Below are 14,436 nucleotides of genomic sequence, written 5' to 3'. Positions count from 1 at the left end.
GGCCCGCTTCGCGCGCGTCTCAGGCCGTACATCGCCGCAGCGGCACTGAATCGCCGAGCGGCCACCGCACCTGGCCAGGTCGGCGACGCCGGACCGTTCCTCACCTGAACCTTGCCGCCCAGGACGACCGGGCCGGTCACGCGGCGATCCCGGTCAGCGTAGGTGCGGACGGGCCGTCTCGCCCTGGTCGGCACGCAGACCTTCGCGGCCGGAATCGTCCACTTGCACTACACGGCGAGCTGGAGTCCGGCTAGGTGAAGTCGCGCCAGCCCACGTGGCGCATTTCGAGGATTCGGCGGCGTTCTCGGTCGGGGACGCCGTCGAGTTCGGACCAGTAGCCGAGGGGCATTTCGTCGAGGCGGATCCGGTCGGCTTCGTCGAGGTCGACCAGGCGGCGGTGGATGAGGATCTCCAGCAGGCGTTTTCGCGCTTTGAGGGCGCGGGCGCGTTTGTCGGCGCTTCGGGGGCCTCGGCGTGGGGGTTTGCGGGACTTGTTGCGGCCCTCGGGTTTCGAGAACAGGCCCAGTACCAGCGACACCGCCGCGAGGACGGCTGCGGTGATCGTCAAGACTGGCAGCCATGACCCCTCGGTTGACGCGTTGGCGGTCGCGAGTACGGCGATCGCGGCCGCCGAGGCGAGCGCTGTGACCGCGTTGTAGACGAGCACCATGAGGCTGCGGCGGCGCGTCCGCCACCACATGCTCAGGAACGTCAGGACGCCGACCACCGCGATCCCGAACGCGAACGCGGCCAACGAGAACCAGTCCGAGACCCCGTCGCGGTCAACACCGATCGCGACCAGAACGAAGCCTGCGACCGCCGCCCCGAACACCGGCACCGCGAGCAGCGCGACGACCGCCCAACCCACGATCCCCACGAGCCTGGTCACGATCGAGCCGGGCAGCGGCGGATAGTCGCGCTCCAGCACCGCCGCTTCGGCCTCGCCCCACCGCAAGGGCTGCGCGAAGGTCGCGGTGCGGGCCCATCCGTCGACCGCGACGCGTCCCCATTCGCGCTCGGCCTGATCGACCTTGCGCGCCCAATCCGCTATCGGTTTCGGTAGTCCCATCGCTGCTTCTACGGCGTACCCGACTGGAGGACGCGGCGTTTGCCGAAGGTCCGCTCGTCGACGACCTCGACCTGGGGCGCGAACCGGGCGATCTCGGCCGCCAGATGGTTGAACGCCGCCGGGCTGAGGCGGACGCTGCGCGAGCGCAGCATGCAGCCCAACCGGATCGGCGAACCGTCGGGGCGGTGCTCGCGGCTGTTCAGGTCCTTCGCGGTCGGTTCGCGCAGGTCGGCCTCGTACCAGTCGTCGCGTTTCTCGACCCCGACCTGCGAGGTCCAGCCCGGGATGCATTTGAGCCACAGGGTTCGCCTGCGCCACAGAACGACCCGCCGCACCTCGTCCCAGCCGAGGTTGACCTTCTTGGCCCCTTGGCGCAGGTACAGGCCCGAGAAGTCGTCGAACAGGCGCATCCCGCCCGGTCCGAGCTTCGCCGCAGCGGGTTTCTTGAGCAGGTACCAGGCCTTCATCCCGGGCCAGACCAGGAACGGGATGACGAACGCCAGCAGCCCGCTCCACGCCGGAACGGTGACGTCGGTGAGCGTCCGCTGGTCGCGGTACTCGACCGGCTCGCTCCCGGCGCTCACCAGCATCCACGGCAGCGCGACCAGCAGCGCCGCCGTGACCAGGAACAGCACCGCGTCCTGGGGCCGGATGCGCTCATGGACGGCGCTCTGGGAACGAGATCCCGCCTTCATGCCGAGGACCCACGACTCGCGTACATGCGCCGAAGCCTAACCCCGGACCGCCACGCCGCGGCCCGGACTACCTCGCCGTCAAGCGCGCGGCGACGCGTTCGGCTGTGGCCTTTGCCGATCCGGGGTTCTGGCCGGTGATGAGGTTGCCGTCGCCGACCGTGTATGACACGAACGGGACCTTGGCCTTCTCGTAGCGGGCGCCGCGCTCGCGCATCGCCTCTTCCACGTTGTAGGGAACGAGCTTGTCGACCCGCGCGAGCACTTCCTCCTGCCAGGCGAACCCGGTGAGGCGGCGGCCGGCCACGAGCAGGGAACCGTCGGCGAGCGTGGTGTTCAGCAGGCCGCAGTAGCCGTGGCACACCGAGGAGACGACGCCGCCTCGCTCCCAGATCGCCCGCGTGATGCGTTGCAGGCCTTCGCTGTCGGGGAAGTCGTACATCACCGCGTGCCCGCCGGTGAAGTAGACGGCGTCGAAGTCCACCGGGTCGATCGCGTCAGGGCTCGCGGTGTCCTCCAGCAGCGCCATGCGCGCGGGGTCGGCGCGCCAGGCCTTCGCGGTCTTGTCGTAGCTGGGGAACTTCAGCGACCGCGGCTCCAGCGGGACGGCCCCGCCGAGCGGGCTGACGAGCGCCTGCGCGAAGCCGTGCGCCTCGAAGACCTCCCACGCGTGGGTGAGCTCGGAGAGCCACAGGCCGGTCGGGTGGGTCGGATCGTCGTAGTGGCCGACGTTCGTGACGACGTGCAGGACGCGTTTGGTCATGGAATGTCTCCCCGATCCGGTCGGGCCGAGTGTACTCCCGGGATACGCTGCCCGGAGGCGTACGCGCATCGGAGGAGGGGCATGCAGACGATCCTGGGGGCGAACGGGCAGATCGCGGTCGAGCTCGCGCGGGAACTGCACCGGGAGCACACCACTGACCTGCGATTGGTCAGCCGCAACCCGCGCAAGGTCAACCCCACCGACGCGCTCGTGCCGGCCGACCTGCTCGACGCCGAGCAGACCGCCGCGGCCGTCGAAGGGAGCAGCATCGTCTATTTCACGGCCGGGCTGCCGCCGGACACACAGTTGTGGGAGCGGCAGTTCCCCACCATGCTGCGCAACGCGCTGGACGCGGCCCGCGCCGCGGGGGCGAAGTTCGCCTACTTCGACAACACCTACATGTACCCCCAGGACGACCGCGTCCAGACCGAGGACACCCCGTTCGCACCGGTCGGGCGCAAAGGGCGCGTCCGCGCGGCGATGGCCTCGATGGTGCTCGACGAGATCCGCCGCGGCGACATTCCGGTCCTCATCGGCCGCGCGCCGGAGTTCTACGGCCCGGGCCGGACGCAGAGCTTCACCAACGCGCTGATCATCGACAACCTCAAGGCCGGCAAGAAACCCCGCGTTCCTGTACGCGACGATCGTGAACGCACCCTGATCTGGACGCCCGACGCCAGCCGGGCGCTCGCGACCCTGGGCAACACCCCGGACGCGTTCGGCCAGACCTGGCACCTCCCGGTCTGCGCGGACCACCCCACGTACCGCGAGTTCGTGGCCGCGGCCGCCGCCGTGTTCGGCCGCGACGGCCGGTACTCCGTGATCCCCAAATGGGCCCTGCAACTGGCGGGCGTGTTCTCCCCGCAGGTGCGGGAGCTGCGCGAGCTCCTGCCCAGGTACGAGAGCGACAACCGCTTCGACTCCACCAAGTTCACGACCAGGTTCCCCGAGTTCGCGGTCACCGACTACCGCACCGGCCTCGACCGCATCCGCGCCGAAACCGATGCGGCGCAGTCCAAATGAGCAGGCGGCGTAGATGTGCCCCGGTTCGGGTCCGTCGTATCGACGGGCCTGGGAGGCATTTCGACACCGTGCTCGAAGGGCGGCGGGCCTCGTTCGAGGTCGGGTTGGCGGCCGGGCTGCCCGACGCCTATCCGCGCCTGCGGCACCTGGTGTTCTCCAGCACCCTCGAGGCCGACCCCGACTCCGAGGACCGGGCCTGATGCTCGGCGTCACCGGCGCGACCGGCGGCGTCGGCTCGGGGGTCGTCCGGCACCTCCTGGCCGCGGGCCGAGACGATGTGGTGGCGCTGGCCCGGCGCCCCGACGCGGTCCCGGCCGCGCCCGGGCTCGCGGCCCGGTACGCCGACTACGACGAGCCCGGCCTCCTCGAAGCGGCCATGCGGGGCCTCGACGTGCTCGTCATGGTCTCCAGTGACGGCCTCGCGGCCACGATGGAACGCCACCACCGCAACGTGATCGCCGCGGCCGACGCGGCGGGCGTGGGCCGGATCGTCTACACGAGCATCCTCGACGTCGACCCCGGCACCGGCTTCTACTACGCGCCGGGGCATCAGGTCACCGAAGCGCTCCTGGCCGACCGTCCGCACCTGCTCGCCCGGACCTCGGTGTTCGCCGACTTCTTCGCCGAGACCTGGCTCGATTCGGCCTCGGGCACAGGCAAACTCGCGCTGCCCCTGGGCGAAGCCGGAATGTCCCTTGTGGCCAGAGAGGACGTCTCCCGGGCGCTGGCCGCGGCCGTACTCGACGGCGGCGAAGGCGTCCTCGAACTCACCGGGCCCGAGGACGCCACAGGGGATCGCATCGCCGCGCTCGCCACCGAGGCGACGGGTGTTCCCCTGGCGTACAAGCCGATCAGCGACGGCGAGTACCGGGCCCGGCTCCGGGCCGAGGGCGAACCGGAGTGGCTGATCGAGGCGTACGCGAGCATGTTCACCTCGGTGCGCGAAGGCCGATTCGCCGCTGCCCCAGGCGATATCGAGCGCCTGACCGGCAAAGCGCCGATGAGCATCGGCGACTTCCTCCAGGCCCGCGCCGACTGACCGCCGCCGGGGATCGTATGTGGCTGGCATCACCTTGCTTCGCGATGAATCCGGGTCCGACGCCTCGTCTATGCAGACAAGACCCGTCAACTGCCCCAAGGAGCACTCCATGACCACCGAGACCCTCACGAGTCCACCCGTCACGCACACCCCCGCCACCCGCGGCCTTCTCGTCTGCGGGGTCGCTGCCGGGCCGTTGTTCGTCGGGCTCACGGTCGTGCAGGCCGCGACCCGCGAGGGCTTCGACCCCGTGGTGCACCCGCTGAGCCTGCTCAGCCTCAGCGGCCTCGGCTGGATCCAGATCGCGAACTTCGTGGTCTCGGGCCTGCTGGCCCTGGCCGGGGCGGTGGGCCTGCGTCGCTCGCTCGCAGGCGGCCCGGCGTCCAAGTGGGGTCCGAGACTGTTCGGCCTGTACGGGATCGCGCTGGTGTGGGGCGGCGTGTTCGTCGCCGACCCCGCCTTCGGGTACCCGATCGGAACCCCGGACGGCGCGCCCGCCGAGCAGACCTGGCACAGCATCCTCCACGCGTTCGCCGCGCCCGGAGCCGGGCTCACGCTCCTGGTGGCCTGCTTCGTACTGGCCCGCCGCTACCGCCTCGACGGCCTGACCGCGTGGCGCACGGCCTGCTACCTCGTCCCCGCCCTGTACGTCGCCCTGACCGCGATCAGTTTCGCCGCCGCCGACTACCGCTGGATGCTCACCGGAGGCGCGATCATCTGGCTTTGGGCCTCGGCCGTCGAACTCCAGCGGCTCCGCGCCCGCTAATCCACGAATTCCTAAGGAGCACAACATGACCGCCCAACCCAAGGGACCTGCCTCGTACTTCCCCTCGATCGAGAAGACCTACGGGCGCCCGATCGCCGACTGGTTCGGCGACATCGAGGCGAGCGGCCTCACCGGCCACAAAGCACTCGTCGACTGGCTCAAGTCCGAGCACGGCCTGGGCCACGGCCACGCCAACGCCCTGGTCGTCTACCACCTCAACCCCGGCAAGTGGCCGGAGTACCCGGGCGCATAGACCACGGGCCAGGGGCGATGCCCCTGGCCCGCTCGGCCTCTCACCAGGGGAGCGGCCCGTCGGCGCTGTGGAACGCGCCGGTCGGGCCGTCCGAGCCGAGCAATGCCAATGCGACGACGCCCTCGGCGGCCTGGGCCGGCGTCAGCACGCCGGTGTTGCCGTTGATCTCAGTGTCCACATAGCCTGGAGCGACGGCGTTGACGAGGATGCCCTCGCCGCGCAACTCGTTGGCGTACTGGAGGGTCACCGCGTTGAGCGCGGTCTTCGACGGCGAGTACGCGGCCGAAGGCAGCCCCGCGAGCGGCCCGTCCGGGTCGGCGTACAGCGTGAGCGACGCGGCGTGGCTGGTCAGGTTCACGATCCTGGCGGCCTCGGCCCGCCGCAGCAGCGGGAGCATCGCATTCGTCACCGCGATCACCCCGAAGACGTTGACTTCGAACACCTCCCGCACCGTGGCCAAGTCCACCGCGCTGGGCACGCGGTCGACGGCGTCCTGCGGCGCCGCGTTCCCAGAGCCCGAAATACCGGCGTTGTTGACCAGCACGTCGAGCCGCCCGTAGCGCTCTTCGATCACCTTGGCGGCCTTGGTGACCGAATCCTGATCGGTGACGTCGAGCGCCACCGCGACAGCGTCCCCGCCGATCGCGGCCGCCACCGCCTCGCCGCGCTCCAGCGATCTGGACCCGACGACCACGGTCATCCCAAGCGCCGCAAGTCCTTCGGCGCTCGCGCGGCCGATGCCCTTGTTCGCTCCCGTGACCAGAGCGATCTTTCTTTCGGTGTGCATGTCATGCCTCCTGTTCAGTCCCATGACGAACGAGCCGCCGAAAACGTGACTCAGACCGAAGGCCGCGGCGTGGTCTGCGCGAGGTTCACCCGCCACTGACCATCCTCTTTGGTCAGCAGCATCGTGTAAGCGCCGCTGCTCGGCAGCCCGCCCGCCTCCTCCCGTTCGTCGTAGACGCGCTTGACCGCACTCACCAGCGCCACGTCCGGGCGCGGGAAGCGCACGTCCTCGATTTCGAGGGTGGTCCGCACGTGCGCAAGCGGCGACGCGAGCGCTCCGCGCATGGCCTCGCCCAGCGACTCCCGGCCGAGGACCCTGCGGCCCGCGATGTTGACGACCACCGTCTGCTCGACGTGGAGCGCGAGGAACGGCTCGGGGTCGCTTTGGTGGCGCTGGTAGTCGGCGATGACCTGTTCGATGGCCTTGAGCTCGGTGTCCATGACGTCTCCTTCGATCCTCGAATCGGAGCGTTTCGCTCCGTTTAGAGAAACCTATAACGGAGTGAATCGCTCCGCAACCGCGGCCTACTATGACTCGCATGACAGCACGCCGCCGAGCCCCGCGCCGGACCGAAGCCGAGCGCAACGACCAGGCCCTGCTCGACGGCGCCCGCGCCGTGCTCGCCACCGACGGCGCCCACGCCTCGGTCGCCGCCATCGCCAAGCGCGCGGGCGTCGGCATCGGCAGCCTCTACCGCCGCTACCCCACCAAAGAAGCCCTCTTCCTGCACCTCCTCGACCTGGTCCTCGACCAGTACCTCGCCGCCGCCGAGGCCGCGCTGGCCGACCCCGACCCCTGGAGCGGCCTCGCCGGATACGTCACCACCGTGGTCGAGTTCGCCGGTTCGCTCAGCCCCATCGCCGGGACCGTCCAGCTCCCCGAGGCCGTCCAGGACAAGAACCGCCGCGCCGACGAAGCCGTTGCGGCCGTAGTCGACCGCGCCCACGCCGCGGGCGTGCTGCGGCCCGACGCCACCCTCATCGACGTCGAGCTCCTCATCGAGCAGCTCGGCAAGTCCCCGCTCATCGAGCAGCTCGCCAAGCAGGGCCGCACCGACCTCCAGGCCGCCGCCCGCACCGCCCGTGCCCGCATCACCGCGATCGCCCTCGACGGCCTCCGCGCCGCCGGACACCCGCCCCTCCCCGGCGAGGCCCCCGGCCCCGAGCTCTTCGAAGAGCGCTGGGCCACCGATGAATCCCGCCCGCCCGAGCCGTCCTAGGCAGAAGACGAGAGGAGCGAGACCATGCTGCGGACCATCGCGGAGGGCGTGCACACCCACCAGAGCGAGCTGTTGGCCAACAACGCCGTTGTGGTGCAAGGCGACGACGGCGTCCTAGTCGTCGACCCCGGCCTGACCGAGGCCGAACTGGTCTGCCTCGCGAACGACCTCGACGGACAGCCGGTTGTAGCCGGTTTCGCGACCCATCCCGACTGGGACCACGTCCTCTGGCACCCCGCCCTCGGCCCCGCGCCCCGCTACAGCACCGCCCGCTGCGCCGCCCGCATGAGCGAATTCCGCGCAGGCCCCAACTGGCGGACCAGCGCCGCCGAAGGCCTCCCGCCGGAGATCGCCGACGAGACCCCGCTCGACCTGTTCGGTCTCCTCACCGCCCTGCCTGAAGACGCCACCGAGATCCCCTGGGCCGGAACCGAAGTCAGGATCATCGAGCACCCGGCCCACGCGCCCGGGCACGCCGCGCTCCTCATCCCCGAACGGGGCGTCCTCGTCGCGGGCGACATGCTTTCCGACGTGCTGGTCCCGAACCTCGACGAGCTGAACGAGACCAACGATCCGATAGGGGAGTACCTCCTCGGGCTGCGGCTGCTCGAAGCCGTCGCAGGCGACGTCGAAGTCGCCGTCCCCGGCCACGGATCCCCCTGCGGCCCAGCCGAGCTGCGCGACCGCTTCGAGCAGGACCGCGCGTACGTCCTCGCCCTGAGGGAGGGCCGGGTCCCCGCCGACCGGCGCGTCGGGCCCACGGCCGCGCCCGGGTGGGAGTGGACCACCGACATCTCGATCGAGCAGGTGCGGCGGCTCGCCGAGCGGGCCGCTCGCTCGTAAGCGCTGGCAGGCCCTGCGTACACTCCGCAGAACCCCCTGCCCATCCGCTCAGAGCAAGGACGCCGATGCCCCGACCAGTGCCAGGCCCTGGGGCGCTCGTTTCGTACATCCAGACCGGCAGCCGCGACGCCCGCGTCGCCTACCGGGACCTGCCCGAGAAGGAGCGAGTCGCCTACCGCAACCTCGTGAGCCGCGTGTACGGCGTCGCGATCGCCCATCACCTGGGCGATCATCCTTCCGAGGAGGCGGTGTGGGACCTCATCGACCAGGTCGCGGCCCGCCATCCGCAGTACGCCGGGGGCGTCAAGCGGGTCCTGCGCTCACCCGCGGCCGCCGGGCCCGGCGGCGGGATGAGCCCGCGGCAGATCCTCACCGCGCAGCACCTGGTCATCCGCGAGATCGCCAAGCTCCACCAGGGCTTTCGCAGGAGGGCCGACGAGATCGTGCGGGACGCGTCGAAGGCCATGCTCGGCGTCGGCGGCGGGGACCTCGAAGCGGCGGCGGCCGCGATCGCGAGCGCCTCAGGCGAGGAGGCGCGGCGGCTCCACGCCGAACACTATGCGCGCCAACGTGAGCAGGTGGAGAAGCTCGCCGACCTGGAGAACGCCGAGTTCACCGGCGCCGACGACTCGCGCCTGGTGTCGGTCACCATCCGGCTCGACGGCACGCTGCTCGGCCTCGAACTGCGCCGAGGCGTGGAGCGCATCGGCGGCAAGGCCATCATCGCCTCGCTCATCCAAGCCTGGGTCGCGGCCGAGAAGCAGCGGTGGATCAGTGCGAAGGAATCGGGCGTGCACGATTCCTTCCCCGAGATCGGTTCGGGCAAGGCCAAAGGCGACTCGTTCCGTGTAGAAGCCTATTCGGACAGTCGCTTGTGTCGCGCGACTGTGGACCGATATGGACGACTGCGCGCGGTGATGTTCATGCGGACGGCATTGTTCGAGCGCGACGGTCGCGACGGCCTCACCGCCGACATCCGCCAGGCCATCACGGCAGCGCAGGCCAAGCTGGGCTCCTCGCTTTAGGGCGTGTTTGGGAACCCCCGCCGGCCGCTATCCGGCCCATTCGCCCGCTCGCTTCGTTGTCGGCCGCCCGAATACAACACCGGTATTCGGAAGGCCTTCCGCGGCCTCGGCGACGCTTGCGAGCCGTAAATGAGCCCAGCGAGCGAACGAATGGACTCGGATACCGACTCGCCGGGAGTTCCCAAACACGCCCTAGCCGCCGAATGCGCCGCTTACTCGATTACAGATCGAGAGATTGACAACCACGATCGTTCGGTCTAGGCTCCGTGGCGTAGGTATAGCGCTAAACCTAGTTTCATCAGTCATAAGACCCCCATTCCGGCGCTCCCATTCGCCGTGCGCGAATGCGAGCGCCGGACAGGGACGGGCCCGCCCGTACCGGTCCGACGAGAAAGGACGACGACGATGTCGCGAACACACGTCCCGGCGCCACCGATCCGCCTGCCCGCCTTCATCAAACGCGCCGCACTGCTCCTCCCGCTGCTCCTGCTGCCGCTGGCCGCGAGCACGCCCGCCGGCGCGGCCGAGACCCTCCATGAAGCCGAGGACGCCGCGCTCTCTGGCGGCGCGACCGTCGAGACCGAGCACGGCGGCCACTCCGGCTCCGGTTACGTCGGCGGCTTCACCGACGGCAACAAGGGCACCGCCGCCGTCACCTTCGACGTCGACGCCGCCGAGGCCGCCTCGCACGACGTGGCCGTGCGCTACGCGAACGGCACCGGCGTCCCCATGACCCTCTCGCTGTACGTCAACGGCGCCAAGGCCACTCAGCTTTCGCTGCCCTCCCCGGGCGGCTGGGACTCCTGGGGCACCGTCACCGTCCCGGTCGGCCTGAACGCGGGCGGCAACACCGTCGCGCTCCGCTTCGACGCCAGCGACTCCGGCAACGTCAACCTCGACCGCATAGCCGTCGGCGAGCCCAGCGGCGGGCCTGGCGACACCCCCGGCGGCACCGGCGCCGACCTCCCGTACATCGAGTACGAGGCCGAGAACGGCGTCACCAACGGCACCGTGCTCGGCCCCGACCGCACGTACCGGACCGTGCCCTCCGAGGCCTCGGGTCGCCAGGCAGTGCGCCTCGACCAGACCGGCGAGTACGTCGAGTTCACCCTCACCGAGGCCGCGAACTCCCTGGTCGTGCGCTACTCCATCCCCGACTCCCCGGACGGTTCGGGCCAGAGCGCCCCGCTGGCGATCTACGCGGACGGCCAGAAGCTCACCGACCTGGAACTGACCAGCACCTACAGCTGGGTCTACGGCGACTACCCGTTCTCCAACAACCCCGCCGACGGCCTCGCGCACCGCTTCTTCGACGAGTCCCGCGTCGTGCTCGACGACCTCGCCGCGGGCACCGTGCTGCGCCTCCAGAAGGACTCGAACGCCGTCGCGCACTACGACATCGACCTCGTCGACGCCGAGCAGGTCGCCGCCCCGATCGCGGGGCCCTCCGGGTACGTCGACATCACCGACCACGGCGCGACCTCCGGTGACGGCAGTGACGACACCGCCGCGCTCAAGGCCGCCATCAGCGCCGCCGGACCTAACGGCGGCGTGTGGATTCCCCAGGGCCGCTTCACCATCAGCGAACGCGTCCAGGTCAACGGCACCGACATCCGCGGCGCGGGCCCGTGGCACTCCGTCCTCGAAGGACAGGACGGGCGCGGCGGCATCGAGCCCACCGGCGGCCAGGTCACCTTGGCCGACTTCATGTTCGACGGCGACGTGCGATACCGCGACCCCGACGACCAGATCACCACCGACACCGCCATCGAAGGCGTGTTCGGCCCCGGCTCGACCGTCTCCAACGTGTGGATCGAGCACGCCAAGGTCGGCCTGTGGATCCACAGCGGCACCGACGGCCTCACCGTCACCGGGGTCCGGGTCCGCAACACCTTCGCCGACGGGATCCACCTCAACGGCGGCACCGCGAACACCGTGATCGAGCAGAGCCACATCCGCGGCACCGGCGACGACGCGCTCGCCATGTGGTCCAACGGGACCGCGGTCTCGAACTCGGCGTTCCGCGACAACACCGTGCAGACCCCGAACCTCGCCAACGGCATCGCGATCTACGGCGGGCACGGCAACAGCGCCACCGGCAACCTCATCGCCGACACCGTCACCGCCTCGGCGGGCATCGCGGTGAGCACCCGGTTCAACCCGGTGCCCTTCAGCGGCGAGACCCTCATCGAAGGCAACACCCTCGTGCGGGCGGGCGGCCTGGAGCCGAACTGGGACTCCGAGTTCGGTTCACTGTGGATCTACGCCGACACTTCGGACATCACCGCGCCGGTCATCGTGCGCGACATGGTGATCGAGGACAGCACCTACGCGGGCGTCCTGATGAGCTGGCAGCGCACGATCCAGAACGTCAGCTTCGAGAACGTCGTCATCGACGGCACCGGCACGTACGGCATCGAGATCCAGGCCACCGGCTCGGCCTCGTTCTCGTACGTGACCGTCTCGGGCACGACCTCCGGCGGCCTCAGCGCCTCCGACGGGTTCACCCTCAACCGGGGCCCGGGCAACAGCGGATTCTGAACCGACGCTGCGCGCACCCCGCCCGGGGTGCGCGCAGCGCTCATCACACACACGACGCTTACTGCAAGTAACTTGCAATAGTAGGATTGCCACGACCGACCTCCGCTTCGAAGGGATCGACCGTGGACCTGCCCGCACCGCTCCGCCCGGGCGCGATCGTCATGGGCATCGAGTCCTCCTGCGACGAGACCGGCATCGGCATCGTCTCCGGCGGGCGCCTGCTCGGCGAGTGCACCGCCACGAGCATGGACCAGCACGCCCGCTTCGGCGGCATCGTCCCCGAGGTCGCCGCCCGCGCCCACCTCGCCTCCATGGTCCCCGCCGTGCGCGCCGCGGTCGCGGACGCGGGGCTGGCCGCCACCGACATCGACGCGATCGCCGTCACCTCCGGGCCCGGCCTCGCCACCGCGCTCACCGTCGGCGTGGCCGCCGCGAAGGCGTACGCGCTGGCCCTGGGGGTCCCGTTGCTCGGCGTCCACCACCTGGCCGGGCACATCGCGGCCGACACCCTCGAACACGGCCCGCTGCCCGAGCGCAGCGTCGGCCTGGTGGTCTCGGGCGGCCACACCTCGCTGCTCATGCTCGGCGACCTGGCCCGCGACCCGATCGTGCACCTGGGCGACACCGCCGACGACGCGGCGGGGGAGGCCTTCGACAAGGTCGCCCGGCTGCTGGGCCTGGGCTACCCCGGCGGTCCGGCCCTGAGCAGCGCCGCGCTCGAAGGCGACCCGGACGCGATCCGGTTCCCGCGCCCCACGGTCGGCCCGTACGGGTTCTCTTTCTCCGGCCTCAAGAGCGCGGTGGCCCGCTGGGTCGAGGCGGCCGAGGGCCCGCTCCCGGTGGCCGACATCGCCGCGTCCTTCCAAGAGGCCGTGTGCGACGTGCTCACCGCGAAGGCCGTGGCCGCGTGCGTCGATCACGACGTGGACACGCTGGTCATCGCGGGCGGGGTGGCCGCCAACGCGAGGCTGCGCGACCTGGCCGAGGCCCGCTGCGCCGAGCGGGGCATCACCCTGCGGGTGCCGCCGCCGCGCCTGTGCACCGACAATGGTGCGATGATCGCCGCAGTCGGGTCCATGCTGGTCGAGGCCGGCGCCCCGTGGGCTCCGCCCGGCATGTCGGCCTACTCTTCCGCGCCGCTCACCGCCGCGCTGCTCCAACCCGTGGAAGGACACCAGTGAACCAGTCGAGCGAACTGACCGAACTCGAAGAGCGATACGGCGCCCACAACTACCACCCGCTACCGGTGGTCCTCGCCGAAGGCGAGGGCGCGTGGGTCACCGACACCGAGGGCCGCCGCTACCTCGACTGGCTCTCGGCCTATTCGGCGGTCAACTTCGGCCACGGCCACCCGCGCCTGATCGGGGCCGCCAAGGCCCAGCTCGACCGGATCACGTTGGCCTCCAGGGCCTTCCACACCGACCAATTGGGACCTTTCTGCGCCGAGCTCGCCGAGCTGTGCGGCAAGGACGCGGTGCTGCCGATGAACACCGGCGCCGAAGCGGTCGAGACCGCGATCAAGGCCGCCCGCAAGTGGGGTTACACCCGCAAGGGCGTGGCCGCCGACCGCGCCCGGATCATCGTGTTCGACGGGAACTTCCACGGCCGCACCACTACCATCGTCGGCTTCTCCTCCGACCCCGAGTCCCGAGAGGGCTTCGGGCCCTTCGCGCCCGGCTTCGACTCAGTGCCCTATGGGGACATCGAGGCCCTGAACGCGGCCGTCACGCCCGACACCGTCGCGGTCCTCATCGAACCGGTGCAAGGCGAAGGCGGCGTGATCATCCCGCCGGAGGGTTACCTCGCAGCCGTACGCGCGACCTGCGATGCCAACGGGCTCTTGATGATCGCCGACGAGATCCAGACCGGCCTGGCCCGCACCGGCCACACGTTCGCCTGCGACCGCGAGCAGGTCCGCCCCGACGTGTACCTGCTCGGCAAGGCCCTCGGCGGCGGCATCATGCCGGTCTCGGCCGTCGCGGCCGACCGCGAGGTGATGGACGTCTTCACGCCCGGCACCCACGGCTCCACGTTCGGCGGCAACCCGCTCGCGGCGGCCGTGGGCCGCGAGGTCGTGGCCATGCTCGCCACCGGCGAATGGCAGCAGCGGGCCCGCGACCTCGGCAAGCACCTCGAACAGGCCCTCGACGGCCTCGACAAGTCGAAAGTGGACGCGATCCGGGTCTGCGGCCTGTGGGCCGGCGTCGACCTCGCCGAAGGCGGGCCCACCGCCCGCGAAGTCTGCGAGCGCATGGCCGCACTCGGCGTGCTCTGCAAGGAGACCCACCACCGCACGGTCCGGATCGCCCCGCCGCTGGTCATCGAACCGCACGAGATCGACCGCGGCGTCGAGATCCTCGCCCAGGCCATCGCCGAAGCCTGAGTTCAGCGGACTCCGGGCAGGGGCCGGGAGTCC

General features: G+C 70.6%; 15 protein-coding genes and 1 pseudogene. 11 read left to right on the top strand and 5 right to left on the bottom strand.

Features of this window, described 5'->3' with window-relative positions; translation table 11 throughout:
- Nucleotides 1–250: 250 nt before the first annotated feature.
- From AB0B28_RS15075 to AB0B28_RS15065, 3 genes are all read right to left on the bottom strand, one after another.
- Nucleotides 251–1,069: a hypothetical protein gene (locus AB0B28_RS15075; protein ID WP_360121095.1), complete on the bottom strand. Its 819-nt coding sequence runs from the start codon at nucleotides 1,067–1,069 to the stop codon at nucleotides 251–253.
- An 8-nt stretch (nucleotides 1,070–1,077) separates the two neighbouring features.
- Entirely contained in the window at nucleotides 1,078–1,764 is a 687-nt protein-coding gene (locus tag AB0B28_RS15070) for a hypothetical protein (protein WP_360121093.1), read from the bottom strand.
- 67 nt (nucleotides 1,765–1,831) lie between these two features.
- Nucleotides 1,832–2,524 carry a type 1 glutamine amidotransferase domain-containing protein gene (locus tag AB0B28_RS15065; protein WP_360121091.1) on the bottom strand — a complete coding sequence of 231 codons (693 nt, stop codon included), beginning with the start codon at nucleotides 2,522–2,524 and terminating at the stop codon, nucleotides 1,832–1,834.
- A gap of 81 nt (nucleotides 2,525–2,605) precedes the next feature.
- Here AB0B28_RS15065 and AB0B28_RS15060 point away from each other — a divergent pair, with 81 nt between their 5' ends.
- The 5 genes and pseudogenes from AB0B28_RS15060 (at nucleotide 2,606) to AB0B28_RS15040 (ending at nucleotide 5,605) form a co-directional block, all read left to right on the top strand.
- Nucleotides 2,606–3,547: an NAD-dependent epimerase/dehydratase family protein gene (locus AB0B28_RS15060; protein ID WP_360121089.1), complete on the top strand. Its 942-nt coding sequence runs from the start codon at nucleotides 2,606–2,608 to the stop codon at nucleotides 3,545–3,547.
- Nucleotides 3,548–3,597: 50 nt separating this feature from the next.
- Nucleotides 3,598–3,714 (top strand): annotated as a pseudogene (locus AB0B28_RS15055) (dihydrofolate reductase); the annotation flags it as partial.
- A gap of 32 nt (nucleotides 3,715–3,746) precedes the next feature.
- The gene (locus tag AB0B28_RS15050; RefSeq protein WP_360121087.1) at nucleotides 3,747–4,586 is read left to right on the top strand and encodes an NAD(P)H-binding protein; all 840 of its coding nucleotides are present in this window, start codon (nucleotides 3,747–3,749) and stop codon (nucleotides 4,584–4,586) included.
- Between the two features lie 109 nt (nucleotides 4,587–4,695).
- Entirely contained in the window at nucleotides 4,696–5,352 is a 657-nt protein-coding gene (locus AB0B28_RS15045) for a DUF998 domain-containing protein (protein WP_360121085.1), read from the top strand.
- A gap of 25 nt (nucleotides 5,353–5,377) precedes the next feature.
- Entirely contained in the window at nucleotides 5,378–5,605 is a 228-nt protein-coding gene (locus AB0B28_RS15040) for a DUF4287 domain-containing protein (protein ID WP_360121083.1), read from the top strand.
- Between the two features lie 40 nt (nucleotides 5,606–5,645).
- On the opposite strand, the gene AB0B28_RS15035 is transcribed toward AB0B28_RS15040, so the two are convergent.
- Both AB0B28_RS15035 and AB0B28_RS15030 read right to left on the bottom strand, forming a co-directional pair.
- Nucleotides 5,646–6,392 (bottom strand): SDR family NAD(P)-dependent oxidoreductase, encoded by a 747-nt coding sequence (locus AB0B28_RS15035; protein WP_360121081.1) that lies wholly within the window; start codon nucleotides 6,390–6,392, stop codon nucleotides 5,646–5,648.
- Between the two features lie 50 nt (nucleotides 6,393–6,442).
- Nucleotides 6,443–6,832, bottom strand: a complete 390-nt coding sequence (locus AB0B28_RS15030; protein ID WP_360121079.1) for an SgcJ/EcaC family oxidoreductase — start codon at nucleotides 6,830–6,832, stop codon at nucleotides 6,443–6,445.
- Between the two features lie 98 nt (nucleotides 6,833–6,930).
- Between AB0B28_RS15030 and AB0B28_RS15025 the strand changes: the two genes are divergently transcribed.
- The 6 genes from AB0B28_RS15025 to rocD all read left to right on the top strand — a co-directional run bounded on the left by AB0B28_RS15025 (nucleotide 6,931) and on the right by rocD (nucleotide 14,403).
- The gene (locus tag AB0B28_RS15025) at nucleotides 6,931–7,611 is read left to right on the top strand and encodes a helix-turn-helix domain-containing protein (protein ID WP_360121077.1); all 681 of its coding nucleotides are present in this window, start codon (nucleotides 6,931–6,933) and stop codon (nucleotides 7,609–7,611) included.
- Between the two features lie 24 nt (nucleotides 7,612–7,635).
- Nucleotides 7,636–8,454, top strand: a complete 819-nt coding sequence (locus AB0B28_RS15020; RefSeq protein WP_360121075.1) for an MBL fold metallo-hydrolase — start codon at nucleotides 7,636–7,638, stop codon at nucleotides 8,452–8,454.
- Nucleotides 8,455–8,519: 65 nt separating this feature from the next.
- Entirely contained in the window at nucleotides 8,520–9,479 is a 960-nt protein-coding gene (locus AB0B28_RS15015; protein WP_360121073.1) for a hypothetical protein, read from the top strand.
- 405 nt (nucleotides 9,480–9,884) lie between these two features.
- Entirely contained in the window at nucleotides 9,885–12,020 is a 2,136-nt protein-coding gene (locus tag AB0B28_RS15010) for a carbohydrate-binding protein (RefSeq protein ID WP_360121071.1), read from the top strand.
- Between the two features lie 161 nt (nucleotides 12,021–12,181).
- A complete protein-coding gene (gene tsaD, locus AB0B28_RS15005) occupies nucleotides 12,182–13,201 on the top strand; it encodes a tRNA (adenosine(37)-N6)-threonylcarbamoyltransferase complex transferase subunit TsaD (protein WP_360121214.1) in 1,020 nt (339 codons plus the stop codon).
- A complete protein-coding gene (rocD, locus tag AB0B28_RS15000) occupies nucleotides 13,198–14,403 on the top strand; it encodes an ornithine--oxo-acid transaminase (protein ID WP_360121069.1) in 1,206 nt (401 codons plus the stop codon). Before tsaD ends, rocD begins: the two co-directional genes overlap by 4 nt.
- Nucleotides 14,404–14,436: the final 33 nt, after the last annotated feature.

It is taken from the genome of Glycomyces sp. NPDC046736, from assembly GCF_040645615.1.
Lineage (GTDB): Bacteria > Actinomycetota > Actinomycetes > Mycobacteriales > Micromonosporaceae > Glycomyces.
The sequence above is the reverse complement of the archived record's forward strand: the minus strand, read 5'-3'. Positions and strand labels throughout refer to the sequence as shown.